The sequence below is a fragment of the Calothrix sp. PCC 6303 genome (genome assembly GCF_000317435.1).
Taxonomy (GTDB): Bacteria; Cyanobacteriota; Cyanobacteriia; order Cyanobacteriales; family Nostocaceae; genus PCC-6303.
The window spans coordinates 6367869-6393961 of sequence record NC_019751.1 but is presented as its reverse complement, the minus strand read 5'-3'; the positions used below and the strand labels follow the sequence as shown (position 1 = coordinate 6393961).

26 protein-coding genes are annotated in these 26093 nt (G+C 40.6%); 11 read left to right on the top strand and 15 right to left on the bottom strand.

Going from position 1 to position 26093, the window contains the following annotated elements; all coding sequences use genetic code 11:
* Window positions 1-223: 223 nt before the first annotated feature.
* The 3 genes from gyrB (at window position 224) to CAL6303_RS25895 (ending at window position 3281) form a co-directional block, all read left to right on the top strand.
* Window positions 224-2161 (top strand): DNA topoisomerase (ATP-hydrolyzing) subunit B, encoded by a 1938-nt coding sequence (gene gyrB, locus CAL6303_RS25905; RefSeq protein WP_015200804.1) that lies wholly within the window; start codon window positions 224-226, stop codon window positions 2159-2161.
* A gap of 162 nt (window positions 2162-2323) precedes the next feature.
* Complete coding sequence (locus CAL6303_RS25900; RefSeq protein WP_015200803.1) at window positions 2324-2836, top strand: J domain-containing protein; 513 nt, start codon at window positions 2324-2326, stop codon at window positions 2834-2836.
* Window positions 2837-3008: 172 nt separating this feature from the next.
* A complete protein-coding gene (locus tag CAL6303_RS25895; RefSeq protein WP_015200802.1) occupies window positions 3009-3281 on the top strand; it encodes a DUF3143 domain-containing protein in 273 nt (90 codons plus the stop codon).
* Between the two features lie 91 nt (window positions 3282-3372).
* On the opposite strand, the gene CAL6303_RS25890 is transcribed toward CAL6303_RS25895, so the two are convergent.
* The 3 genes from CAL6303_RS25890 to lysA form a co-directional block, all read right to left on the bottom strand.
* Entirely contained in the window at window positions 3373-4122 is a 750-nt protein-coding gene (locus CAL6303_RS25890; RefSeq protein WP_015200801.1) for an isoprenyl transferase, read from the bottom strand.
* Entirely contained in the window at window positions 4119-5042 is a 924-nt protein-coding gene (gene cdaA / locus CAL6303_RS25885; RefSeq protein ID WP_015200800.1) for a diadenylate cyclase CdaA, read from the bottom strand. The genes CAL6303_RS25890 and cdaA overlap by 4 nt, the downstream gene beginning before the upstream one ends.
* A gap of 182 nt (window positions 5043-5224) precedes the next feature.
* On the bottom strand, window positions 5225-6622 hold the full coding sequence (gene lysA, locus CAL6303_RS25880) for a diaminopimelate decarboxylase (RefSeq protein ID WP_015200799.1): 1398 nt from the start codon (window positions 6620-6622) through the stop codon (window positions 5225-5227).
* A gap of 506 nt (window positions 6623-7128) precedes the next feature.
* Between lysA and rimI the strand changes: the two genes are divergently transcribed.
* The 3 genes from rimI to lepB all read left to right on the top strand — a co-directional run bounded on the left by rimI (window position 7129) and on the right by lepB (window position 11385).
* Window positions 7129-7701: a ribosomal protein S18-alanine N-acetyltransferase gene (gene rimI, locus CAL6303_RS25875; RefSeq protein ID WP_015200798.1), complete on the top strand. Its 573-nt coding sequence runs from the start codon at window positions 7129-7131 to the stop codon at window positions 7699-7701.
* Window positions 7702-8162: 461 nt separating this feature from the next.
* Window positions 8163-10634 (top strand): ATP-dependent Clp protease ATP-binding subunit, encoded by a 2472-nt coding sequence (locus tag CAL6303_RS25870; protein WP_015200797.1) that lies wholly within the window; start codon window positions 8163-8165, stop codon window positions 10632-10634.
* Window positions 10635-10797: 163 nt separating this feature from the next.
* The gene (lepB, locus tag CAL6303_RS25865; protein WP_015200796.1) at window positions 10798-11385 is read left to right on the top strand and encodes a signal peptidase I; all 588 of its coding nucleotides are present in this window, start codon (window positions 10798-10800) and stop codon (window positions 11383-11385) included.
* Window positions 11386-11725: 340 nt separating this feature from the next.
* On the opposite strand, the gene CAL6303_RS25860 is transcribed toward lepB, so the two are convergent.
* Together CAL6303_RS25860 and CAL6303_RS25855 are read right to left on the bottom strand one after the other, a co-directional pair.
* Window positions 11726-12268, bottom strand: a complete 543-nt coding sequence (locus tag CAL6303_RS25860; RefSeq protein WP_015200795.1) for a helix-hairpin-helix domain-containing protein — start codon at window positions 12266-12268, stop codon at window positions 11726-11728.
* On the bottom strand, window positions 12265-12639 hold the full coding sequence (locus tag CAL6303_RS25855; protein ID WP_015200794.1) for an NINE protein: 375 nt from the start codon (window positions 12637-12639) through the stop codon (window positions 12265-12267). The genes CAL6303_RS25860 and CAL6303_RS25855 overlap by 4 nt, the downstream gene beginning before the upstream one ends.
* Window positions 12640-12899: 260 nt before the next feature.
* Between CAL6303_RS25855 and CAL6303_RS25850 the strand changes: the two genes are divergently transcribed.
* Entirely contained in the window at window positions 12900-13223 is a 324-nt protein-coding gene (locus CAL6303_RS25850) for a DUF1825 family protein (RefSeq protein ID WP_015200793.1), read from the top strand.
* Between the two features lie 93 nt (window positions 13224-13316).
* On the opposite strand, the gene guaA is transcribed toward CAL6303_RS25850, so the two are convergent.
* The 4 genes from guaA to CAL6303_RS25830 form a co-directional block, all read right to left on the bottom strand.
* Window positions 13317-14939 (bottom strand): glutamine-hydrolyzing GMP synthase, encoded by a 1623-nt coding sequence (gene guaA, locus CAL6303_RS25845; RefSeq protein WP_015200792.1) that lies wholly within the window; start codon window positions 14937-14939, stop codon window positions 13317-13319.
* A 355-nt stretch (window positions 14940-15294) separates the two neighbouring features.
* The gene (locus CAL6303_RS25840) at window positions 15295-15594 is read right to left on the bottom strand and encodes a hypothetical protein (protein ID WP_015200791.1); all 300 of its coding nucleotides are present in this window, start codon (window positions 15592-15594) and stop codon (window positions 15295-15297) included.
* Window positions 15595-15666: 72 nt separating this feature from the next.
* Entirely contained in the window at window positions 15667-16260 is a 594-nt protein-coding gene (locus tag CAL6303_RS25835) for a DUF3177 family protein (RefSeq protein WP_015200790.1), read from the bottom strand.
* 251 nt (window positions 16261-16511) lie between these two features.
* Window positions 16512-16736 (bottom strand): Calvin cycle protein CP12, encoded by a 225-nt coding sequence (locus CAL6303_RS25830; protein ID WP_015200789.1) that lies wholly within the window; start codon window positions 16734-16736, stop codon window positions 16512-16514.
* 562 nt (window positions 16737-17298) lie between these two features.
* On the opposite strand from CAL6303_RS25830, the gene CAL6303_RS25825 reads away from it, so the two are divergent.
* Together CAL6303_RS25825 and glcD are read left to right on the top strand one after the other, a co-directional pair.
* Window positions 17299-18507 carry an FIST N-terminal domain-containing protein gene (locus tag CAL6303_RS25825; RefSeq protein ID WP_015200788.1) on the top strand — a complete coding sequence of 403 codons (1209 nt, stop codon included), beginning with the start codon at window positions 17299-17301 and terminating at the stop codon, window positions 18505-18507.
* A 141-nt stretch (window positions 18508-18648) separates the two neighbouring features.
* Window positions 18649-20139 carry a glycolate oxidase subunit GlcD gene (gene glcD / locus CAL6303_RS25820; protein WP_015200787.1) on the top strand — a complete coding sequence of 497 codons (1491 nt, stop codon included), beginning with the start codon at window positions 18649-18651 and terminating at the stop codon, window positions 20137-20139.
* Window positions 20140-20346: 207 nt separating this feature from the next.
* On the opposite strand, the gene CAL6303_RS25815 is transcribed toward glcD, so the two are convergent.
* Together CAL6303_RS25815 and CAL6303_RS25810 are read right to left on the bottom strand one after the other, a co-directional pair.
* On the bottom strand, window positions 20347-20721 hold the full coding sequence (locus tag CAL6303_RS25815) for a DUF1823 family protein (RefSeq protein WP_015200786.1): 375 nt from the start codon (window positions 20719-20721) through the stop codon (window positions 20347-20349).
* 95 nt (window positions 20722-20816) lie between these two features.
* On the bottom strand, window positions 20817-21551 hold the full coding sequence (locus CAL6303_RS25810; protein ID WP_015200785.1) for a GDSL-type esterase/lipase family protein: 735 nt from the start codon (window positions 21549-21551) through the stop codon (window positions 20817-20819).
* A gap of 64 nt (window positions 21552-21615) precedes the next feature.
* Here CAL6303_RS25810 and CAL6303_RS30530 point away from each other — a divergent pair, with 64 nt between their 5' ends.
* A complete protein-coding gene (locus CAL6303_RS30530) occupies window positions 21616-21819 on the top strand; it encodes a hypothetical protein (RefSeq protein ID WP_158333187.1) in 204 nt (67 codons plus the stop codon).
* 50 nt (window positions 21820-21869) lie between these two features.
* On the opposite strand, the gene CAL6303_RS25805 is transcribed toward CAL6303_RS30530, so the two are convergent.
* The gene (locus CAL6303_RS25805) at window positions 21870-22562 is read right to left on the bottom strand and encodes a uracil-DNA glycosylase (RefSeq protein ID WP_015200784.1); all 693 of its coding nucleotides are present in this window, start codon (window positions 22560-22562) and stop codon (window positions 21870-21872) included.
* Between the two features lie 198 nt (window positions 22563-22760).
* Between CAL6303_RS25805 and CAL6303_RS25800 the strand changes: the two genes are divergently transcribed.
* A complete protein-coding gene (locus tag CAL6303_RS25800) occupies window positions 22761-23594 on the top strand; it encodes a phosphoribosyltransferase (RefSeq protein WP_015200783.1) in 834 nt (277 codons plus the stop codon).
* An 18-nt stretch (window positions 23595-23612) separates the two neighbouring features.
* Here CAL6303_RS25800 and CAL6303_RS25795 read toward each other — a convergent pair whose 3' ends face one another.
* The 3 genes from CAL6303_RS25795 to CAL6303_RS25785 form a co-directional block, all read right to left on the bottom strand.
* Window positions 23613-24572: a tetratricopeptide repeat protein gene (locus CAL6303_RS25795; RefSeq protein WP_015200782.1), complete on the bottom strand. Its 960-nt coding sequence runs from the start codon at window positions 24570-24572 to the stop codon at window positions 23613-23615.
* Window positions 24573-25051: 479 nt separating this feature from the next.
* Window positions 25052-25342: a hypothetical protein gene (locus CAL6303_RS25790; RefSeq protein WP_015200780.1), complete on the bottom strand. Its 291-nt coding sequence runs from the start codon at window positions 25340-25342 to the stop codon at window positions 25052-25054.
* A 318-nt stretch (window positions 25343-25660) separates the two neighbouring features.
* Window positions 25661-25993 (bottom strand): DUF6464 family protein, encoded by a 333-nt coding sequence (locus CAL6303_RS25785; protein WP_015200779.1) that lies wholly within the window; start codon window positions 25991-25993, stop codon window positions 25661-25663.
* Between the last annotated feature and the right edge of the window lie 100 nt (window positions 25994-26093).

The window sequence follows — 26093 nt, the reverse complement described above, 5'->3', positions numbered from 1 at the left end:
TCGCATTTCTCTGCGCTTCCCTCCGCGTCCCTCTGCGTTAAAACTCTTTATATTCATCCCCACTCCCAACCATTCAAGAATTGAAACATAAATCTTCCCCATACACACCCCCATTAAAAAAACTCATCAGACACCCCTACGGTTGTCACCAAGGCTTTTGTGTTAGAATTTTCGAGTGTTTTGACTTCGGGCAATATTGCCCCCACGATTCAGGAGAATTTTCATGACGACCGATTACGGTGCCGAACAGATACAGGTTCTGGAAGGTCTGGAACACGTTCGCAAACGTCCAGGGATGTACATCGGTTCCACTGGACCTAGGGGACTTCACCACCTAGTATATGAAGTAGTAGACAACTCCATAGATGAAGCATTAGCAGGTTACTGTACTCATGTCGATGTTGAGCTTAACCCCGATGGTTCTTGTGGAGTAAAAGATGATGGTCGCGGTATTCCGGTTGATACTCACACAAAAACCGGAAAATCTGCCCTGGAAACTGTTTTAACAGTATTGGGTGCTGGGGGCAAGTTTGGTGGTGGTAGTTATAAGGTATCGGGAGGACTCCACGGTGTTGGTGTTTCCGTGGTTAATGGTTTATCAGAATGGCTAGATGTCACCATTTGGCGTGACAAAAAGGTATATACTCAACGTTACGAGCGTGGTGTTGCTCAAGCTGAACTTAAAAATCAACCCTATAAAGAAGCACGTACAGGAACTGCGATCAAGTTCAAGCCGGACGATACAATTTTTACGACGGGAACTGAATTTGACTACACAACTTTATCGAGTCGGCTACGGGAATTAGCTTACTTAAATGCAGGTGTCAGAATCACCTTCGCAGATAATCGTCTCGAACTCCTCAAAAGCGATACACCCAGGTTGGAAACCTATGAATATAAGGGTGGAATTCGTGAGTATGTTGCTTACATGAATGCGGATAAGCAAGCGCAGCATGAGGAAATTATCTATGTTCAAGGTGAACGCCATAATGTTCAAGTAGAAGTTGCTTTACAGTGGTGTAGCGATGCCTACTCAGATAACGTTTTAGGTTTTGCCAATAACATCCGGACGGTGGATGGTGGTACCCACCTCGAAGGATTGAAGACAGTATTGACTCGGACGATGAATGCGATCGCGCGCAAGCGCAATAAGATAAAAGAGAATGAATCAAATCTCAGTGGGGAACATGTCCGCGAAGGTTTGACGGCTGTAATTTCTGTCAAAGTCCCAGATCCAGAGTTTGAAGGACAAACTAAAACTAAGCTGGGGAACACAGAAGTTAGGGGGATTGTTGATACTTTAGTTGGAGAGGTTCTAACTGAATACTTAGAATTCCACCCCGGTGTCGCTGATTCTATCTTAGATAAGGCAATTCAAGCCTTTAAAGCCGCCGAAGCTGCCCGTCATGCCAGAGAATTAGTCCGTCGGAAATCCGTACTAGAATCTTCACCTCTACCCGGTAAGCTAGCTGATTGTAGTACCCGCGACCCCGCAGAGTCGGAAATATACTTAGTCGAAGGCGATTCCGCAGGCGGAAGTGCAAAGCAGGGAAGGGATAGACGCTTCCAAGCCATTCTCCCCCTACGTGGTAAAATTCTTAACATCGAAAAAACCGACGACTCGAAAATCTACAAAAATAATGAAATCCAATCCCTAATTACCGCTTTAGGTTTGGGTGTGCGGGGTGATGAATTTGATGCTACCCAACTACGTTACCACCGCATCGTTATCATGACAGACGCGGACGTAGATGGAGCACACATTCGGACGTTGTTGTTAACTTTCTTCTATCGTTACCAACGGGCTTTAGTTGAGCAAGGTTATATTTATATAGCTTGTCCACCACTTTATAAGTTGGAACGGGGACGCAATCACCAATATTGTTACAGTGACCGGGAACTTCAACAAAAAATTTCCGAGTTTCCTGATAATGCCAACTATACCATCCAACGATTCAAAGGTTTAGGGGAAATGATGCCCCAGCAGCTTTGGGATACCACCATGAATCCTGAAAGACGTACCTTAAAACGGGTGGAAATTGAAGATGCTGCGGAAGCTGATCGCATCTTCACCATTCTAATGGGCGATCGCGTCGCACCACGAAGGGAGTTTATTGAAACCTATGGTTCTAAACTTAACATGCTTGATTTGGATATCTAATCAGTGAACAGTCATCACTTATCAGTTAACTAATACAAACCCTTGCAGAATATTTCTCTGCAAGGGTTTTACTTTTAGCAGAAACCTTGAAATTCTTGTTTAAAACTACAAAAAAGCCTTAGAATAATCAAGAAGTTTGAATGCAAAATCAATCAAACAACCGTGAATGAAAACGGAAAAGCTTTACCCGGAAACCAACCCAACTATTACTCCTTGCTAGGATTAAATCCTTGGGCATCAGTGATAGATATTCGCCATGCTTATCGAGAACTAAGTAAAAATTATCATCCTGATACTACAACTTTACCTACTGCTATTGCCACAGTTAAGTTTCAGGAAATTAATGAGGCTTACGCAACCCTGAGTAATCCGGAACGTCGTCTTAATTACGACATCAAAATTGGTTATTCGCGCTTCAAAGTCATTCAGGTTCCTACTGATCTTAATCAACCAGTTTCTGATTCTCGGAACTTAAGCAAGTCAGCTTATCTCGATCCTACAGATAGACCACTTTCCGAAGGGGAAGTTTTTGCCCTATTTATCATGGCAGCGACAATTATAGGTTGTTTGCTGTTAGCGATCGCTATTGGCTTGATCCGTGGTGATACTGCACTCTCGCCACTTAGCCAACAAGTAACTTCAATCTATTTCACAACAGTAAATTACTATTATTGATAGCGATTGATTATTTTCCGCTAGGAATAATTAACAATAAAAGCTACAATTTGTCATATAAATTATTAACACTTAACTCAAACCTTGAGTGAAGTTCCTAGGATTCCTTCCTATCTTCTACATAAGTATTAATATTATTAATGTTGCTCAGATTTGAAAATTAAACTTGCTTATGTCTCTTCTGCCAGTAGAAACACCGTTATACAACCATACTTTGCCACAAATAGAACAATGGCTACAGGAAAGAGGTTGCAAGCAAGACGAGCAGCAACTGCATTGCTGGCACTTATCTTATGGTACCTGGCAAGCCGAACTGTGGTTAGATATTGAGCAAATAACAGTCAGGTATATTGGAGTTGGAGAAGGAAAACAAGATATCCAACGTTCGTTTAAATATTCACTAAGTCGTCAAGATATTGAAGAAGCAGTATTTTCCGGACCATAACCGACTGCAAAAAAAGGACTTGGGGCAGGGAGCGGGGAGCAGAGGGGAGAAATCCTATTTACCCTTGCTCTCCAGTAGCAGCTAGATTTTTCTAGATTTTTCCAAATCGGCGATCGCGTTGTTGATAAGATGACAGAGCGCGGTGGAATTCGTCGCGGTCGAAATCGGGCCACAGTGTATCCGTAACATAAATTTCTGTGTAAGCAATTTGCCACAGTAAAAAATTACTAATCCGCATCTCGCCGCTGGTACGAATCAATAAATCTGGATCGCTCACACCCACAGTGTAAAGATGACGTTCAAAAACATCTTCGTCGATTTCGTCGGCTTTCAATAATCCCTGTTCTACCTGAGATGCGATCGCGCGACAAGCAGACAGTATCTCCTGCCGTCCACCATAATTTGTCGCCACCGTAAATTGAATCCCTGGATTATCTTTTGTCTCCTCCATCGCCGCATAAATTTGCTTTTGCAAGGAAGAAGGTAGTGCCTCTAAGTCACCAGCAAATTTAATTCGCACATTTTCCTTAATCATCTCCCGTAACTCTTGACGCAAAACCACTTGAAACAAACTCATCAAAAAATCAACTTCTTCTTGAGGTCGTTTCCAGTTCTCCGTCGAAAAAGCATAGGCTGTGAGGGCTGAAATTCCCCAATCATTACAGGTGCGAAGCGCAGCTTTCAGCGCTTCTACACCCTGTTTATGACCCATAATTCTGGGTAATCCGCGACGTTTTGCCCACCGACCATTACCATCACAAATTACCGCAACGTGTTTGGGTAAATATTCTGGTTTTAAATCGGGAGGTAAAACTCGCAGTTTAGCTGTTTGTGCTGTCATTTTTTATCTCGAGATGCGGTCGATGGTAGTCCGAGTAAACGTGAAATAAAAGAAACTACACGGGTAATAATTGTTTTTCCCAAACTCAGTAAACCAGGTGCTACAGCTTCCCGATCAACTGTTGGTGACAATATATCCTCCAAACCTTCTTTTAGCTTCACAATAGTGAGTGGTCTATTTAAGATTCCCCTTTCTGCGAGAGAAATAGAACCTGTCTCTTCCGAAACAACCACACAAATGCAGTTTTCGACCCGCTCAGTAATACCCATCGCCGCCCGATGGCGTGTTCCCAACTGGCGCGAGGCTGTGCGTCCCGAAAGCGGCAAAATTATACCTGATGCCACGATCCGCGAGCCACGTATTAATGTAGCACCGTCGTGTAACAATGTCTTCGGCTGAAAAATAGTTTGGATTAGTTCCTTAGAAACTTCCGCATTCAGCTTGACACCAGGTACGGAAAAATCCCGCTCATCAATGGCACCAGTAGTTTCTACAATTAATAACGCGCCAATCCGGTTTTTTGACAGTTCTTTTACTGCTTCGACAATTTCATCAATTACACTATCTGACTTCGGTAGCGCCAAATTAGCAGGCTGGAATAACTGGCGCAACTCTCCGCGACCTAAGCGTTCTAAAAATTTGCGAAATTCCGACTGAAGGGCAACTGCCATTGCCACTGCACAGCCAATGACCAATTTCTCCAGTACAAAATTTAACAATTCTAGCCCCCACTGATGACTCAGTGCGGAGGCAAGCATCAGAACGATAAAACCCCGCACCATCCACAGTGTTCGCCGCTCATTGATCAGAACTAGCATGACATATATCAGTGCTAACACCAATGCAACATCCAGAGTCTTCAGCAGCAAGGAGTGCGACTGTCCGAAGGTTATCAGCCATTGCTTCCACCAATCTCCCATGACATCTGGATTCAATCTTCACAATTAATTGTCAATAGTAGGTCAGTTATCAGTTATCAGTTGTCAGTTATTGGGAGAAAATACCGTAGATTTTATTAAGTTTTTAATTTTCCTTAACTAGCTCGTTATTTTCAGATCCGCAAAATTGCCAATTATTCTGACTTCTGAGTTATGTTTCCTGACTATTTCTTTAATCTTTCAGGAATACAGTCTTGTCGAATCAAATCCTGATAATTCTCACGACGTAAAATTAAATTTGCTTCGCCATTGCGAACTAAGACTGCTGCGGGACGAGCCAAACGATTATAATTTGAGGACATACTGTAATTGTATGCGCCAGTTGCATTAACAACGAGAATATCCCCCGGTTGAGTTTTGGGAAGTTGGGCATTTTTTATCAAGATATCTCCTGATTCGCAATGCTTCCCAGCGACTGTGACGGTTTCTGTGGCTGAGGCAGACATTTTATTAGCTAGTACTGCACGATACACAGATTGATAAGTAATTGGACGGGGATTATCTGACATTCCCCCATCAATGGTGATATAAGTACGAATTCCAGGAATTTCTTTAGATGAGCCTATTGTATAAGCAGTTACACAAGATGTGGCAATTAAAGAGCGTCCTGGCTCACAAAGTAGCTTCGGCAAAGGAATATTTTCCTGCTCACATGCAGTTTTAATTACTTCGCAAATTGGTTTTACCCACTCTTCAATGCTTGGGGGATCATCCGATTCGGTGTATCTAATTCCCAATCCACCACCAACATTTAATTCGCTAATATCTAATCCGTGGTTCTTTGCCAAGCTTAACCACTGCACCATTACTGCTGCTAAATCTCGGTGGGGTTGACGCTCAAAAATTTGGGAACCGATGTGAGCATGAACTCCAATACAATTGAGAGTATCTTGCTGACTTACGAAAGCGAAGACTTCTGCAAGTTGTTCAGGATGAAACCCAAATTTACTATCTAAATGTCCCGTGCGAATATATTCATGGGTATGACATTCGATTCCTGGAGTGAGACGCAACATGATTCTCACAGGTTTTGCTGCACTACCTAGTTTTACCAAGGTTTCCAATTCATACCAGTTATCAACAACAATGGTACAGTTGGAATCGATGGCAAATGTCAATTCTTCGGTAGATTTGTTATTGCCATGTAAATAGATTTTATCTGGGTCTACTCCTGCGGTGAGTGCTGTGTGTAGTTCCCCACCAGAAACAACATCAATACCCAATCCTTCGCTAGATGCGATCGCGCAAACAGCTAAACAACTCCAAGCTTTAGATGCATACAATACCTGAGATTCTCCTGGGTAGTACAGCTTCAAACTATCGCGGTATTGACGACATGCAGTACGCAGGGTTTCTTCATCAAGAATATACAGCGGTGAGCCAAATTGCTCAACCAATTGTTTGACATCACAACCACCAATTTCTAAATGGTCGCTGCTGTTGACTTGTGCTGTCAAAGGTAACAACGATTGATTTGGGGAAATCCCTGGATGATCAATTGGGGATTGAGGTAAATACTTTTTACCAGAATTTTGAACCCCTACTGGGTGAGTCGATACCATAACGATTTAATCTTGTCCTTAGCTAAAATTATAGGTAGTTGGCAAGTCCGAGAAATGTATTAAGTTGGTCAACAAGCGAAAAGTGAGCAGGGGACAGATCATTGGGATGGAGGATATATCGTTTGCCCTGTATAAATGTCCTATAAGGACGTAGCTAGCTGTGATGTTCCGCTCCACGTAGATCTTGATAGGACTTTTTCCCCCTGCCTCTTCCGGTCAGCAAAAAAATAGTAACTTGTTTATAGTCCCACTAAAGCCCTAGCTGAACCATCGCATGTTAACTGTTTTTTTTAATCTACTACGCTCCAAATTGATAAATTTGAAGTTTCGCTGAGATGGGTTTTCTTGGTTAGTTAACTGAATATCGAAAGCAATTTTTATCTTGATCGATAATCTACCTGACTAAAATTTGGTATACACTACCTTCAAACCTGGATTTAATTCTAGGGTTTAAAAAATGCCACATTTTCCAGTCTATCGAGGCATTGTAACTTCTTCAAGTACGTGTGAACACAGTAAATTTAGAAATTCAGTCATTGACAGAACAACACCTGGGTGCAGTTCTAGAATTAGATCAAGCCTGTTTCGGTGGTTTATGGACTTTAGAAGGGTATCAACGGGAACTTGGTAGCCCAAATAGTGATCTACTTGGCTTGTATTGTGCTGGCTCTGAGCTTAAACTTTTGGCTATGGGGTGTTTTTGGTCAATTTTAGAAGAAGCACATATCACTATTGTGGCAGTTGATCCCCAGTTCCAAGGGCAAGGATTAGGTCAAGCGATGCTATTTTACCTGTTGAGTACAGCTTGCGATCGCGGTTTGGAACGAGCCACTCTTGAAGTTAGGGTTTCTAATGTGGAAGCTATTTCCCTTTACACCAAGTTTGGTTTCAAAACTGCTGGTAGACGACGACGCTATTACCAAGATAATGGGGAAGATGCCCTTATTCTGTGGCTGGGAGACATCCAATACCCCAAATTCCAAACCACCCTCGCACAATGGCAAACTCTAGTATGCGATCGCTTACGTCTATCCGGCTGGCAAATTCCTGAATTGGGAAACAACAATCAGTCTTCCTAGAGGTTTTATGCTTCTTCAGGAAATTCACCCGATTCCTGAATAGCATAAACTTTTGTTTTCCGTTACCTCTTTAAAGATTCTTTATCTTGTGTCGAAATTTAACAAATTTTACTGTTCAGTTAATTAAATCTTAATTTCCATAATCCATACAAAATAATCATAATGTTCAATTTAATCTTGACTAACCAAGGAAAATGTGTTAAATATTTTTCCTTGGGATTGTAAATTTAGCAAAGCCTCAACAAGAACCATTTTGCGCTGTTTCCAACCCAAACAGGCTGTTAGAGTCAAGCTCCTCACTACACACAAAAAAAGAAAAATAATAAATAATTTTCGCATTCATCCCATAACTGGATTGAAGCGTTTAAGATGTCTATATCTTTATACGGGCATCAGTTTCGTTACGCTGTGCTAAAATCAGCGTACCGGCACGACGACGCAGGTGATGGGAAAACTGCCATATGTTTGAACGCTTCACAGAAAAAGCCATTAAGGTGATCATGCTCGCTCAAGAAGAGGCTCGCCGTCTTGGGCACAATTTCGTCGGTACCGAGCAGATCCTCTTGGGTCTAATCGGCGAAGGTACCGGTGTGGCGGCTAAGGTTCTCAAATCAATGGGTGTCAATCTCAAAGATGCCCGCATTGAAGTTGAGAAAATTATCGGTAGAGGTTCAGGCTTTGTTGCCGTGGAAATTCCGTTTACGCCACGGGCAAAGCGAGTTCTAGAACTCTCTTTGGAAGAAGCTCGCCAGTTGGGACACAATTACATCGGCACCGAACACTTGTTGTTAGGCTTAATCCGTGAGGGTGAAGGCGTAGCAGCCAGAGTGCTAGAAAACTTAGGTGTTGACCTATCGAAGGTCAGAACCCAGGTAATCAGGATGTTAGGTGAAACAGCAGAAGTGACACAGGGTGGTCCTTCTAGCCGCACCAAAACCCCCACTTTGGACGAATTCGGCTCGAATTTGACCCAAATGGCAATTGACGGCAAGCTCGACCCAGTAGTGGGACGTGCCAAAGAGATTGAGCGGGTAATTCAGATATTGGGTCGTCGTACCAAAAACAACCCAGTATTGATTGGTGAACCAGGTGTTGGTAAAACTGCCATAGCAGAAGGACTAGCAACCCGGATTTCCACCAAGGATATCCCTGACATCCTCGAAGATAAGCGTGTCGTCACTCTCGACATTGGTTTGCTAGTAGCTGGAACCAAATACCGAGGTGAATTTGAAGAACGTCTGAAGAAAATCATGGATGAGATTCGTCAGGCGGGAAATGTAATTTTAGTTATAGACGAGGTACATACCTTAATTGGTGCGGGTGCAGCCGAGGGTGCAATCGATGCGGCAAATATCCTCAAGCCTGCCTTGGCACGGGGTGAATTGCAATGTATTGGTGCCACCACCCTGGATGAATACCGCAAGCACATCGAACGTGATGCTGCTTTGGAACGCCGTTTCCAACCAGTAATGGTGGGTGAACCTTCAGTAGACGAAACCATTGAAATTTTATATGGTTTGCGCGATCGCTATGAGCAACACCACAAGCTGAAGATATCAGACGAAGCTTTAGTTGCCGCAGCGAAGTTATCAGACCGCTATATATCAGACCGTTTTCTCCCCGATAAAGCCATCGACTTAGTTGATGAAGCTGGTTCGCGGGTACGTTTAATTAACTCCCAATTACCCCCCGCTGCCAAAGAACTAGACAAAGAACTACGTCAAATCCTCAAAGAAAAAGATGACGCAGTTCGCAGTCAAGACTTTGACCGTGCCGGAGAATTGCGCGATCGCGAAATGGAAATTAAAGCCGAAATTCGCACCATCGCGCAAAACAAAACCAACGCCAAAGGTAACGAAGGTGAAGAACCAGTAGTTACTGAGGAAGACATCGCTCACATCGTGGCTTCCTGGACAGGTGTCCCCGTCAACAAGCTAACCGAATCCGAATCGGAAAAGCTGTTACACATGGAAGACACCCTACACCAGCGCTTGATCGGTCAGGAAGACGCAGTTAAAGCAGTCTCACGAGCCATCCGTCGCGCTCGTGTTGGCTTGAAGAATCCTAACCGACCCATCGCCAGCTTTATCTTCTCTGGTCCAACCGGGGTAGGTAAAACTGAATTGGCAAAATCCTTAGCCTCCTACTTCTTCGGTTCCGAAGAAGCTATGATTCGCCTGGACATGTCTGAGTACATGGAGCGTCACACAGTCAGTAAATTGATTGGTTCACCTCCAGGTTATGTAGGATACAACGAAGGTGGTCAGCTAACGGAAGCAGTACGCCGTAGACCATACACAGTAGTGCTTTTCGACGAAATCGAAAAAGCTCACCCTGATGTATTCAATATGCTACTGCAAATCCTAGAAGACGGTAGACTTACGGATGCCAAAGGTCGCACAGTAGACTTCAAAAACACCTTACTCATCTTGACCTCCAACATCGGTTCTAAAGTCATTGAAAAAGGTGGTGGTGGTATCGGATTCGAGTTTGCTGAAGATCAAACAGATTCTCAGTACAACCGGATTAAATTCTTGGTGAACGAAGAACTGAAGAACTACTTCCGTCCTGAGTTCCTCAACCGTCTGGATGAAATCATCGTCTTCCGTCAGTTGAACAAAGCCGAAGTTACCGAAATCGCCGACATCATGCTCAAAGAAGTCTTTGGTCGTCTTACCGAAAAAGGTATTACCTTGGAAGTCAGCGACAGCTTCAAAGACCGTTTGATTCAGGAAGGTTACAGTCCCAGTTATGGTGCTAGACCCCTGCGTCGAGCGATTATGCGCCTGTTAGAAGACAGTTTAGCTGAGGAAATCCTTTCTGGTAGAGTCAAAGACGGTGACATTGCCGTAGTTGATATCGACGAGAATGGAGCAGTAATTGTCCGTCCTGGTGAACGTCGAGAACTATTAACACCAGGAGTCGAATCATAATTAGAACTTAGATTACATTGATATCAAGTTCTGAATACGGTAAAGGTATCAAAGCCTTTACCGTTTTTGTTGGCGAAAAATAATATCATGTTTTTATTATTCACAGGTGCTGCGAAAGCCTGAAAATAATCATCAAAATTTCTCAGTAAATTATTTAGCTTTTATGACACCTCAGAATGAAAATGTCAAAGAAACTTCACCCTCATCAAAAATTTGGCATAGCCTACGTGAAAATCTCAGCTTAGTAGCAGTTGCGCTGATACTGGCATTCTTAATTCGGACATTAATTGCTGAACCCCGTTACATACCTTCAGAATCGATGGTACCAACCCTAGAGGTGGGTGACAGGTTGGTAGTTGAGAAGGTCTCATATCGACTTCATTCACCCCATTTTGGTGATATCGTTGTCTTTAATCCCCCTCCAGAACTCCAGAAACGGGGATATCCCAAAGATCAAGCCTTCATTAAACGGATTATTGGTCAGCCCGGTGACAAGATTAATATAGAAAATAACAAAGTTTATCTTAATGGTAAAGAATTACAGGAAAACTACATTAAAGATAACTACATCATTCCCAGACCTGAGCAGCTATACAATCAAACTCAAGTCCCCGAAAATCAGTTTTTTGTGATGGGAGATAATCGCAACGACAGCAACGACTCCCGTTATTGGGGATTTTTACCAACTGAAAATATTATTGGTAGAGCAGTATTTAGGTTTTTTCCCTTTAATCGTATTGGTAAAATTTAGAATTATCAAGGTGGGTAGCGACTAACGACTGAAACCTGTATTCTGTCGAATCAGTACAAAAATATTTCGTATTCTAAACTTCGTCTATTTTGAGAACCATAGTTTATGACTCCAGATTGTGAGTAGGCGTAGCCAGCCCTAGGGGCTTATGATACTCTGCGTAGCTTGCTTCTCCGCAGGAGTGAAGCCGCTTTGCGTCTACCTTACATCCCAATCACAAAACTCTACTTTTCATAATGGATGAGGTTTAACTGAAGAAACCAGTTTTCTCCGCTTGATGAGAAGTTTTAAATAACGTCAGATCAAGATTTTTAAATCAACTTCTTGAAAAAGCTACCCGTTAAAATTTCAAATAATGCATTAACTGGGCTAAAGTTTCTCCAGATAAATTTAATCTACTTTGAAAATCAATAATATTCTTATATTTACCATCTTCTAGACGGTTTTTGATAATTGTTTCTGCTAAATGAATACTAATAAAGGGAATATTGCCCAACATTTCAACAGTGGCAGTATTGGGATTAATTAGCTGTGGAGAAATTTCCAATATTTCTTCATCGTAATAACTAAAATTCAATATTTGCTTAAGTGGTTCTAATCTTGCTGCTGTTACACCCAAAGCTGCGGCAACATCTTCAATACAATAAAATTTAACACCAGATTGGGCAAGCTGTGATAGCAATCGGGCTTGATGAATTGATAATCCTGGTAAACGCAACCAATCATCTACTGTGGCTTGATTAACATCAATGCGGATTCCTAGGGAGAGTGCGATCGCTATTTCCTCTGCGGACTGAAAACGATAATAGGGGTCTGTACTAATTTTGGCACGCAGTCGCTGTAAACGAGGATTAAGTCGCAGTGAAAGCCAATCTTGATTCATATCTGATCTAGTAACTGACGGCGCTTTTGTTCAAACTCATACTCAGAAATTAACCCATCCTGACGTAGTAAATCTAACTCTCGCATTGCATCGGCAACTGCACTTACTTCTTTACCTGCAACCTGAGAAGCTTTTAACACCGACTTGCCCAAATTAAAATTACGATTAAAAGCATCTTCATCCTGTGCCAAAAACCAAACCCCTTCAATTGCACTCGCTACCTTGGGAATCGGTGTCCAGGAAAGTAATACATATAAGACTCCCCAAAAAGGTTGCCCTAGGTAAAATTTATGTAACCCGGAAATTGTAACCGTACCAGCAAATGCTAACACAGCAGCAACACTTCGACTCTTGTGCTGATTATTAAACATAATGTGAAATAAATTTAGAGTTATGTGAAGTTTTAACCTTCAGACAGTAATATTAACAAAGCTAACAAATTAATTCAGCCTTCTGGGGAATTCATCTTTTTTAGATATTTAGCTTTAAATGGTCAAGTGTTGAAATCGCGGTAAAAAACCGTACTTCCTCCCCCACTTCTTCCCTAGATAGCTCCCCTAAACTAAAATAAGATAAGAAGCAAAAATATTCAGGCGACTGACTACCTTGACCAGCGCCGAGTGAGATTAATATGGGATTTTTTGACTCTGATATTATTCAGCAAGAAGCAAAGCAATTGTTTGACAGTTATCAAGCCCTAATTAAGCTGGGCAATAGTTACGGCAAATTTGACCGAGAGGGCAAAGTGCTGTTTATTGAGCAGATGGAAGCAATGATGGATCGTTATCGCATTTTTATGAAGCGATTTGAGCTATCGGAAGATTTTATGGCACAAATGACTATGGAGCAGATGAAGACTCATCTGGGTCAGTTTAATATTACTCCCCAGCAGATGTTCGATCAAATGAATTTAACTTTGTCTCGAATGAAAGCTGAATTAGAAAAACAATCTTAGGGCTGTTTGTCAGCTATTTGGTATATTTCTTTAAATAGGAGCCTACACTATTCATAATCAATAGTGTAGGCTGGCAATTCTAGCGACTAACTTCTATTCCCACTCGATGGTTCCAGGTGGCTTGGAGGTAATGTCATAAACAACGCGGTTGACCCCTTTGACTTCGTTGACAATTCTGTTAGAAATTGTTTCCAACACATCATAGGGAACCCTTGCCCAGTCTGCTGTCATTCCATCTTCGCTGGTGACAATTCGCAGGACTATGGGATAAGCGTAGGTTCGTTGGTCTCCCATGACACCAACGCTACGAATTGGAAGTAAGACAGCGAAAGCTTGCCAGTAGTCGTGATATAAGCCTTTTTGGTTGATTTCCTGCCGGACAATTAAGTCGGCATCTCGTAAAATATCTAACTTCTGAGCATCTACTTCACCAAGAATCCTAATTGCTAAACCTGGTCCGGGGAAGGGATGACGTTGGACAATTTCCTCTGGTAAGCCGATGGAACGACCGACTTTACGAACTTCGTCTTTGAATAGTTTGCGTAACGGTTCAACGAGTTTGAAACGTAGGTCTTTGGGTAAACCACCAACGTTATGATGACTCTTAATTTTAACTGCTACTCGCTCTCCACTTTTGGGATCGACGTTGGTATCAGCCGATTCGATGACATCTGGATATAGGGTTCCCTGTGCCAAATAATCAAATGGTCCAAGTCGTCGGGATGCGTCTTCAAATTCACGGATGAATTCATGTCCAATGATGCGACGTTTCTCTTCTGGATCACTAATTCCGGCTAATGCACCAATAAAGCGATCGCGTGCGTTAACATATTCAACTGGGATATGGAATTGTTCACAGAATAGCTTCACCAGTCTTTCTGGTTCCAACTTCCGCATAAACCCTTGATCGATGAATACGCAAGTTAGCTGTTCTCCAATTGCTTTGTATAGCAAAAATGCCAAGGTGGAAGAATCTACTCCCCCAGATAATGCCAGTAGAACCCGTTTGTCTCCAACTTTCGCGCGGATATCACGGATTGCGTCTTCAACAAAAGCTTCGGTTGTCCAAGTTGGTTCACAATGGCAAATGTCATAAACAAAGCTACGAATTAATTCAAAACCCCCCAAAGAATGAACTACTTCGGGATGGAATTGCACACCATAGTGTTTGTTTTGGTGATTGGCAATGGCAGCACAGGGTGTATTTTCTGTATGTGCCAGTAACTCGAAACCTGCGGGCATTTCTGTCACTGAATCACCGTGACTCATCCACATTGTTGTTCCATTTTCGACATTCATCAGTAAGTCTGTAGAATCATCGATGTGTAATGAGGCTTTGCCGTACTCACCGCGTTTAGCCTGTGATACCACTCCTCCTAATTGCTGTACCATCAATTGCATTCCATAACACACTCCCAAAACTGGGATTCCTAACTCCCAAATCTTGGGATCGCATTGAGGTGCCCGTTCGTCATACACTGAGCTAGGACCACCGGAAAGGATAATTCCTTTGGGATTCAGTTGACGAAGTTGTTCAGCAGTGGTGCGATAGGAAAGGACTTCCGAGTAGACTTGAGTTTCACGAATTCGGCGGGCAATTAGTTCCGAATACTGTGAACCGAAATCGAGAATGACAATAATTTGAGTTTTGAGTCGCCCCACGGACTCTGAGTTTTGAGGCGCTTCCTGTGTAAGTAGAGTCACCGCTGTGTTCATGATGGAGAGAGTGTGAATGTAACGCTAAATAACGTTGAACCGTTGCTTTCCAATCTTAGACAGCGCCATTCTTCGCTAGATTGGGTTTAGAGAGACCTCACCCTTGTGGGGCGAGACTTCCTGTAATGTCGTTAATAGAAAAGTAAGTAACCATCAACAAAGGCAACCTTGGTGTATGTGTGGACTCGCTTTGTTGAAGAATGGCGTTAAGAAGAAAAATTTACCCTAGAGTGGCTAGTGAAAGAATAGATTTATTTTGCTTATTTATGATTATTCATAATAAGTTAACATATATTTGCACTTCGTAAGCAATTTAACTGTCATCAGATTTTCAAGGAGAAAAAAAGTTACATGCTTACAAGCCCATTTCTGACAATAGCGATCGCATACTCTCCCAAGACAAGCCCTGTTGTAAATACTTTACTGCATCTGGGTTATAGGGGCTTGCAACCCGATCAATACTGATAATTACAGCATCATCTGAAAATATGGGGACATCTGGATCAAAATTAGTTGGACGCATCAAAGAACTAGAAAAACCCTTGAATATGGCGATTTGATCTTCCTCACCCTCAATTTCTACATTGACTATTAAGACTTCCTGCTGTTTTTTAATTGTGTATTGTTCCAGTCGCTTGCAAATTGAATCGCCCATAGTTCTGAAGTACTTAGTAATTACACTTATACGTCAAGTTTCAAATCTGCCTTAATTTTACCTGTTTCCTGATTACTGAATCGCGGAACGTCCTTGTTTACCAAGTTTCACAATGACGAAGTAACAAAGGCAAAGGACGTAAATAATTAAACCGATAATTGCCAATCCGCCGAGAAAAGCTGGTTTGGTATTGTTGTGTAAATAACTTTTGAACAGTAATGGTGGTTCAAACCAAACTCCACAGTAGGAAGATTTGAGGGAAGTTTCAGAAAAAGCACAACCTAAGAAAGGCAAAGACGCGATCGCATTCACAATACAATAGAATGTCGCTGCCCAACGCCATGATGTGAAAGCTAGTTTCAGTCGGCTATCTGGCTGATATTCAATTTCGTCATTCAAATCCACCCAAAACCACAATGAAATTGGGATCAAAATTAACCCCATCAAACTAGTAATAAAACTAACTGGATATTGGGCAATCATTAAATAGTTAGTGATGGCGAGTAAACTGGCAACTCGCCAGTAAATACTTAACAAGCGTTGTACCACTTCAACTTGCTTGACAAAAGACCAAATAAATAAAGCCAGTGGCAAAAGCACCGTAAATAATACTGCCAATCGATAGTCTATCCAGACTAATGGGCGAAACCAAACTTCATTTTCCATATTTTTTCAGATTAGATAATGGTGAAATAACAATCTCAAGTGATGGATTACACATCATGATATGAGATTATTTAGCAAAAAGCCCTCAGACTAGAAGTCCGGGGCTAAATATACATGTTACATGTCTGGTCTGGGATCTAAGACTAATTTAGTTTTTATCGTCATTGCTTAGGGTTTAGCACAGCAGGAATGACATCCCAGTACCTCACCAGCGGAGTAAGCTGGAAAAAGCGAACTTTGAAGTTAATTCTTTAGTCTTCGTAAATTTTGCACTCATCCGCTTCTGGGTTATCGTCACAATAGCGTTCTAGGGAATTTTTTTGTTTTGCTTGACGTTGATGAGAAGCTTCAGCTTGTAGTTCTTCGACTGCATCCCAAGCTGCGGCGCATTCGGCAGAATTGGTTCCACTAACGTCGCAGACAGTACGGGCTTGTTGTACTTCTTCCTGAATCTGGTCTTGAATGTTGTTAGTCATTGCTGTATTTCTATCTTTTTTGTGAATACTGGCAGAGAGTCAAAAGATAATGGCGTTTTACTCTACATGCTTATCATTCTACCGAATATTTTTGGGTTCGTAGGTATTATTTCTCTATGCTTAATTATATGTAGTAGATTCGTGCCAAAAAGCCTGTTTGTTGTGATTTCTTTATAATTGAGTCCGGCGCTCAATAAACTAGAACAAAACTATATAATATTTTAATATCAAATATTAGCGTAAGTTATCTCCTTAATCTGTTGGGGAAATAGCGAAGTAGGATGTTAGAGATAACTAGCCTTTCTTCGTGGAGACTTCCTCTGATTTCGTAGATATATTATAGGAATCGGATTTGATTATCCAAAAAATTTAAGTATGTGTAGGGTGTGTTATGGCTTTAGGCTAACGCACCAAAATCCGGAAGACGGTGCGTTACACTTCGTGATAACACACCCTAAGTGTGTTTCATAAATCAAATATGAGTCCCATAGATACTAACTAAAAAAAAATTGCAAACTACCAGGACTACTACTATTTTCCTCAAATCACGAGTGTATAACTGATGACAGACCAAATGCAGTGGGCTCATGCCATATCAACCCGTCCATCTCTAGAAGCAGCCGTCAACGAGGTTGTGGAGTCTGCTACTTCTTCCCTTAAAAAGAGTGCAGATTTAGGGCTGGTGTTTATTTCGTCTGCATTTGCCAGTGAGTATTCACGCTTGCTGCCATTACTCGCCGAAAAATTGTCGGTTCCAGTATTAATTGGTTGTAGTGGTGGTGGAATTATAGGTACAAATAATTTCGGCAAAGCCGAGGAATTAGAATCCACACCAGCCCTCAGTTTAACTTTGGCACATTTACCGGGGGTTTATTTAGAGACATTTCACCTCACCGATGATGAATTACCAGATTTAGATAGTTCTCCCGATGCTTGGATTGATTTAATTGGAGTTCCAGCATCTCCAACACCACACTTTCTGCTGTTTTCCGCTTCATTCTCATCAGGTGCCAACAATTTGTTACAAGGTCTTGACTTTGCCTATCCCAAATCTGTAACACTTGGTGGACAAGCTAGTGGGAGCGGCTTTGATAGCAAGATTGCCTTATTTTGTAACGATCGCCTATATCGTGATGGCGTGTTGGGAGTAGCTTTAAGTGGCAATATTATTTTAGAGACAATTGTTGCACAAGGATGTCGTCCGATTGGGAAACCGCTTCAAGTTACCAAAAGCGATCGCAATGTGATTTTTGAGCTAGATCAGCAAATTCCTTTGGGTGTTTTACGTGATTTAGTGGCAAGTTTGAGCGAAACTGAGAAGACCCTAGCACAAAACTGGTTATTTGTGGGTGTAGCGATGGATGAATTTAAACAGGAACTACAACCAGGCGACTTTTTAATTCGTAGCATCCTAGGAGTTGATCCTACAGCAGGCGCGATCGCAATCGGCGATCGCATTCGTCCTGGACAAAGACTTCAATTCCACGTCCGGGATGCCCAGACCTCCGCAGAAGACCTCGAATTACTCCTACAACGCTATCAAAATGAACACAATCCCCAGCAAGGTGCAGTCGCTGCATTGATGTTCTCTTGTATTGGACGTGGTACCGGACTTTACGGGAAACCCAACTTCGACTCCAGTCTTTTCCAAGAATATTTCCAAAATATCCCCCTCAGTGGATTTTTCTGCGGTGGGGAAATTGGACCAGTGGGAGGAAGCACATTTTTACACGCTTACACTTCAGTGTTTGGAATTTGTCGCCAAGCATAGATAATAGAAGGAGTGGTTAGCTGCTAGCTATTAGCCAATAGTCATTTTGAAACACAATAACAAAATAATCAATATCAAATAAGACTGACAATAAGTCTTTCTCCCACTCCCTCACTCCCCCAACTCCTGCCTCCCCAACCCATGCTTACCCTAGAAAAACCACAACAGCGCAACTGGAAACCCATCATCAAAGAGATGGAAGCCGCACTTGGGACTAAAAACGTTATCCAGCGCCGAGAAGAACTAATTACCTACGAATGCGATGGTTTAAGCAGTTATCGCCACCGTCCCTGTTTAGCTGTACTTCCTCGCACCACCGAACAAGTTGCAGCAGCGGTAAAAATTTGTAACAAGTATGATGTTCCTTTTATTGCGCGGGGTTCGGGTACTGGTTTATCAGGCGGTGCTTTACCCGTAGATGATTGTGTGCTTATAGTCACTTCAATGATGCGGCAAATACTAGACATAGATTACGACAATCAACGTGTATTAGTGCAGCCGGGAGTAATTAATAGTTGGGTCACACAAACAGTTAGTGGTGCCGGATTTTACTACGCTCCCGATCCTTCCAGCCAAATTATTTGTTCTATTGGCGGCAACGTAGCCGAAAATTCGGGTGGAGTACATTGCTTAAAATATGGTGTCACCACAAACCACGTTTTGGGTTTAAAAGTCGTCACAGCAGAAGGAGACATCATTGATTTAGGTGGAGAAATCCCTGAAATGCCAGGTTACGATTTAACAGGGATTTTTGTCGGTTCAGAAGGTACTTTGGGAATTGCCACAGAAATTACTTTGCGAATTATCAAAAGCGCTGAATCTATTTGTGTATTGTTAGCAGACTTTACCAGCGTTGAAGCCGCAGGGGCAACAGTTTCCGACATCATCAGTGCGGGGATTATTCCTGGAGGAATGGAAATGATGGATAACCTCAGCATCAACGCAGTGGAAGATGTGGTGAAAACCAATTGTTATCCCCGTGATGCCACAGCAATTTTGCTAGTAGAAATCGATGGGTTGGAAGTAGAAGTTGCCGCAAACAAGAAGCGAGTAATTGAAATTTGTCAGCAAAATGGTGCGCGTGCTGTGACATCAGCGAGTGATGTCGAAACCCGTTTAAAATTGTGGAAAGGTAGAAAAGCGGCTTTTGCCGCAGCTGGACACATGAGTCCAGATTACTATGTTCAAGATGGTGTAATACCTAGAACCCAATTACCTTATGTTCTTAAAGAAATAGAAAAATTAAGTCAAGAATCTGGCTACAAAATTGCCAATGTTTTCCATGCAGGTGATGGTAATTTACATCCGCTGATTCTATACAACAACTCCATCCCTGGGGAACTAGAAAAAGTTGAAGAAGTGGGTGGGGAAATTCTCAAGTTGTGTGTACGGGTTGGTGGTAGTATTTCTGGTGAACATGGTATTGGTGCCGAAAAACGCTGTTATATGGCGGATATGTTTAGTGAAGCCGATTTAGAAACTATGCTATGGGTGCGAGAAGTTTTCAATCCTAAAGGTTTGGCAAACCCCACCAAGATTTTCCCTACACCCCGTACCTGTGGAGAAGCTGCTAGGAACATGAACGTGGATGGGAAAAAGTTTGAAGAAATTAAAGGGGTGGAAAGGTATTAAAAAATCAGTAATGAGTAATCGGTAATCAGTATGTTTTGTAAAAGGGATTCAGACCCCGCCATAACACTTGCTGGTTGATAGAAGCCGGGGAATTAAACCCACCAAACTGAGTTAAATGTAGAGGGAGAAGTAAAATTTTACGTCTCCCAAGTGTATGGACTATATCAGAACATTTTCATCCATGAAATTAGTGGCACCAGACAAATATTAATCAGGCAAATTACCACTGAGTTGCATGTAATTTAATAACCAATTTGCAGCGGTTGCCCTACGAGTTTGTCTTGGTCCAAATTCACCAATTTTATAACCTTTAAATCCCAGTTTTTCTTTGAGCAACTGTTTATTTTGTTGAGGTATAGAACGAGTTAACTTCATCGTTGCGGGACGACTTTCTAAAAAATTGGGTGGTTCTGGATATTCATCGCGCCATTCTGGTACTACCTGAGTTAGATCCCATTCACTGGTTGCAGTAGTTCGATAGCCTAGATAATGCCAAACTAGCTGATTAACGGTATGATCATCAACCTGATCGTTAATGATTGCCCAAATAGTTTCAGTATTCAAAGCTGGTAAATCGGACATAAAGCAGTGTTTTATCAAAAATCAAAGAGCAATAGAAATTAAGTATTACAAAATAAAGTCGGATTTGGATAAAACTTTTGATTAATTTAAAAAGTTTATATAAATTGCAAGTTGATCACATTCTGCCAAACTTGGTATGCGTCACCGTTTAGGTGCAACCCATCAGAGGTATATTTTACATCTAATTGTTGCTGTGAATCCACAAGGTGACTAAAAATATCAATATAATTATAGGAAAAATCTTTAGCTAAGTCCTTTAACTGCATATTTAAATCAGTTATAAGTTGGTTTTGCTGCCAGTAAAGATATACATGATTATTTACTGGTAAAACACTTTGAATATAAACTTTGGTGTCCGGTATGTAATTATGAAATCTCTCCAGAATCTGGCGATAATCTATCACGGTAGCTGCAACGGATTTATTCGCCATGATTAAATCATTGATACCTACCATTAAAAAAATTTGTTTTGGTTGTCCTGCCAATATTGAATCTAAACGTCTTAAAATCCGTTCAGTTGTGTCACCAGAGATACCTCGATTCTTGATGTGAGGATTTTCAAATAATTCTGCCCATTCACCTTCATCAGTGATACTATCACCTAGAAATATAATGTCAGTAGGTTTACAAGGTAAGATTTTGTATTGACTCTGTTTATGAATGTAGTAGGGGGGATTATTGGAATCAATAGCGTTTTTTTGATGATTGATGATATTAAATAGCCTATTGGATAAATACCTCAAGCCTCCTTTTTGAATAATTAAAATAATTGCGGTTAATAAAAATATAGAGTTGAAGCTAATTGAAATTATTAATAATGGGTTACTCATTGTAAGTCAGTAAGAATATTTCAAACCACGCTACAAACATTAAATGCTAATACCAATTAAAAGAATGTTTGCAACACATAATTATCCAGAGATGCGATATTACCCTGCGGGATGCAAGCAACGTCGTTCCTCCAAACTTCGGTTCGTAAACTACGCAATGACAAAGTTATTCTTTAGCCGCGAAATAAAAACTGGGATGTACCCGTGTGTTACTGCTACTCAAGGATTTGATTATTTGAGACATAATGGTGCGTTACGACGTATTTAGATTGTCGTTAAAATGATGTATGCTAACACGTCTAACGCACCCTACGGTTGCTATCCTTGACTTTGAATTTCATCAAATTTGGCGCGCACTACTTGAATATCCTGCCACATCAACCATTTTGGTTTATCAACTTCACGACTAGGATTACGTAATAAATAAGACGGGTGGAAGATTGGCATACATAAGCGTCCTTCCCATTCTATCCACTTACCGCGAATAGTACTCATGGCTCCTTGGTCGCCAATTAGACCTTTGACGGCGGTTGCACCTGTCAACAAGATGATTTTAGGATCGACGAGGCGAATTTGTTCAAAAATATAAGGTTTACATGCAGCGATTTCCTTGGAACTGGGAACTCGATTATTTGGTGGACGACATTTGATAATATTGCCGATATATACATCTTTTTCGCTATCAAGTCGCACTGATTCTAAGATTTTTTCTAACAGTTTTCCTGCACGTCCTACAAATGGTAATCCGGTTTCGTCTTCATTTTGACCGGGTGCTTCACCAATAATCATAATTGTGGCTTTGGGATTACCGCGTCCAACTACTGCTTTTGTGCGGGTTGCACCCAATCCACAACGATAACATTGGTTACAATGTGTTGCGATTTCGCTAATGTCTGTATAGGTTTTAGGGGGAATTGGAATTTTGACATCGGTGGGAATAAGTGATTTTGAATCCGATTTAATGTTGGATTCTTCGGTAGTAAAGAGGCTAAGTTGATCGCTATTGTTCATGATATGGAATGGTTGATGGAAGCATCTGGTATTTGAATTTACAGAATATATGGATATCAAGAAAGACGTTCCACCGCAACGTCTCTAGGGAGTTGGTTAATGATGATATTTATTAACTTATTGATTTTATCAGTTTAATTAGCTCAAAATCGGTCATGATCGAAGTAATAACCTCTAACCTAATGTTGAGGGGGAGTTATGAATTATGCTCCATTTTTTGCAAATCGAAGGGAAGCTGGTGAAAAACTAGCTGAAAAGATTCAAGCAATCCTGACTCAAGAATTTATTCGTTGTGAATCTCAACCACCGATAATTGTTTATGCTTTACCACGGGGAGGGTTAGAAGTAGCGGTACCTATTGCTAGTTTACTTGGTTGTCCGTTGACTGTGGCGATCGCTAAAAAGATCGGACACCCGAAAAACCCGGAGTTAGCTATCGGTGCTGTGACATCAACGGGACATGTGTTGTGGATGGAGTCGAAGCAGCTACATTCTCGGCACAATTTACGCTGGTGGTGGCGTGGAGGTGACAAAAATACTGTAAACTCAAAACAGGAAGCTTGCAGTAATAAACTAAATTTAGAGTCAGCAACTACGGAAAATGAAGCCCAACGCTTACTAGCGATCGCACAAACTCAAGAACTAGCAAATGAGTTACTGCCTTTTTGTCCCCCAGTACAGCCAAAAGGGGCAATTTTAATCCTAGTTGATGATGGAATTGCCACCGGGATGACAATAGCGGTTGCAGTGAATGCATTGAGAGAACTATCTCCATCTCAGATTTGGATATGTACTCCAGTTGCCCCCATTGAGACAGTACAATGGTTACAGCAGCAATGGGAAGGACTTACAACTAACCTTGAACAAGCCACATCGGACAAGCTTCGTGCTAATCATTCCCTACCCCAATGTCGAATCATAGTCTTAGGAACCCCTAAAGTTTTTCTCAGTGTTAGTGACTTCTATTTAGAATTTCCCCAAATTGAAACTTCTGAAGTCATCTCTTGCCTGAAACAGCAAAATCTCCATTAGGATCATTCACTGATAACTTTAGAAAGCAATTTCCCCCATCATTTCTTCATACATCATTGCTTGTCTATGATCACCTAAAGCAGTAAAAGCAGCCTTTAAGCTTAAAATAATTTGCTCTTCTATCCGAGAATCATTCAACATCCGTGCCAATTCTAAGCACTTCTCATAATACTTAATTGCTTTCCCATGATTTCCTAAACTATGATTAGCTTGACCTAAGTGAATAATCACCTCAACGACATGATGAGGGTGGTTTAATGTATCTGAGATTTTCATCCACTCTTCGTAATGTGTGATCGCTTTTTGGTAGTCACCAAAATCGTACCAAGTATCTGCCAGATTTTTGAGAATTTTTACTTCTAAACAGTGATCTTTAATTTCTCTAACAATTGCTAAACTCTCCCTTTTTAAGACAATTGCTCGTCTCAACTTTCCAGAAGCTTTATACAATAGTCCAAGATTATTTAAAATTGCTATTTGATTAAATTTATTTTGTTGTTGTTTAACAATTTTTAAGCTTTGTTTGAAAAAAATAATTGCCTGATCTAAATCACCTAAATAATGATATGAATCAGCAAGATTTATGAGGATTTGTAATTTCAGTCTCAAATCTGAAGTCATTTCCACTAAAGACAAACATTGTTGAGAATAAGAAATTACACTTTTATAATCATCTGAATTATTAGCTACTAATGCTAGATAACATAGCGCCAAAGCTTGTCCTTGTAAATCACCATCAGCATGAAACAAAGTTAGTGATTCTTGTAAGTTCATCACTGCTAATATTAACTGACTGACTTCTTGCTGTTCTATTCCTTTTTTTAGTAAACTTCTTGCCAATAATGCATGTTTATTATTGTTTGAAAAATTATCTGCAAAATAATAATTATTTGAGATAGGTATTTTAACTTTTAAGTAGGTACTCGTTGATTTTAAGAAACTATTACTTTCTATATTATCATCCCGTTTATGTTTCACATCCAATGCTCCCTGTAACTGATGAAATGCCTAGTAATTCTACTGGTTTTATTACTTATGTTCAGATTCAGCTAAATTTAGCCTGCGTGATAGTACATAAATACGATCTTAAACCAATATTAGCCGTGCCAAAATTGTTATTTTAAATCATTGCCCATGTAATATTTTGTAGCATAGAACCAGTACTTAGCCTCTGAAGCTAACTCCTGAGGACTGTATATATATTATTCCCATCGATTAAAAAAACTCTCACTGTTTAGTAAAAAAAACAAAATCTAGAAGCAAATAATCGGAGATGTGATGTAGTATAATTTTTATAGGAATTTAAAAATGTTTAAATATAAATTAAAATTATGAGTCGAAATTACAAATTGAAAGCTTGTAAATAAAACAACTATTTGGATTTGATTGAAAGTTTTACAGGTAAAGAATTTTCCTTCCAGTATTCTCTATTCATCACTCATTAAGAGTTCATATATTCAAATATCTCTCTGAAAATTAATTGGCACCATCGTATGCCAAACTGTTTCAAACTCATCCTGAGTAATTTCAAATTCATCCATATTTTCGTGATTGGGTTTATCACTTAATCTTCCATATTCATCCCAACTATGATTGCGATCATAAAATAGAACATTTCCATTTTCATAAACTTCAATTTGTCTATTTGTATAGGTATTGGTGCCTATTTCTAAAAAATAAGTACTAGTTCCCCAATCATCAAACTTGCCTCCTAATCCAACACTCCAAAACCATTTGTAGTATTTCATGAAATCAACTATTCCTATGATTATGTTTAGACTACAGTTTTAATAGTAGCAAACATATAATATTATCTATTGATTGGAGTTTTTCAGATTATAGAAAAATGAAATTAATTTAGACAATGATCTAATTAGGTCTACTCAACTTCAAAACATATAAGAACACAATAACTGAGATTTTTGATTGTTTCTGCTTTGGGCAGTTTGTATAGTTCACCTTGGAGTGCTTTTAAAATTATTCTTCATCACTTTAGTAAAACTCTTACTTCCAATAGATTGTCATACAAACACCTAAAGTTTAGTTATACATAACTAACTGTGCCTTTAGCTATAAGTAATATTACGTTCTTCATAGAAGTGACAACTGTCACAGGGACCACTAGGATTAATTGCACAGCGAATATAACCAGAACGAGCATTATACTGACAACTAATATCACCAATCATGTAGCCAACACCATCAAGGTAAAATCTATCCGGTGAATCGGCAGTATCGTTTGTTGATGCTTGCAAGTATCCAAGTCTTCGCATTCGGGAAAAGTTATTAGCAGCTTGACGAATACGCATACGTGTTTTCCTCTGTGCTTTGCGAATCATCCACAGTGAGAATAAGGATGGTAAAAAACCGATGACGATAACTAAAAGTGTTTGAAACACCTTTTACCTCTTGTTCACAGTTATTGTAGGGAATATTGGCTAATGGGGATGGTGTTGATGACGGTTAAAATTAATTGAGATCAGAAATCTGGCAATCTCG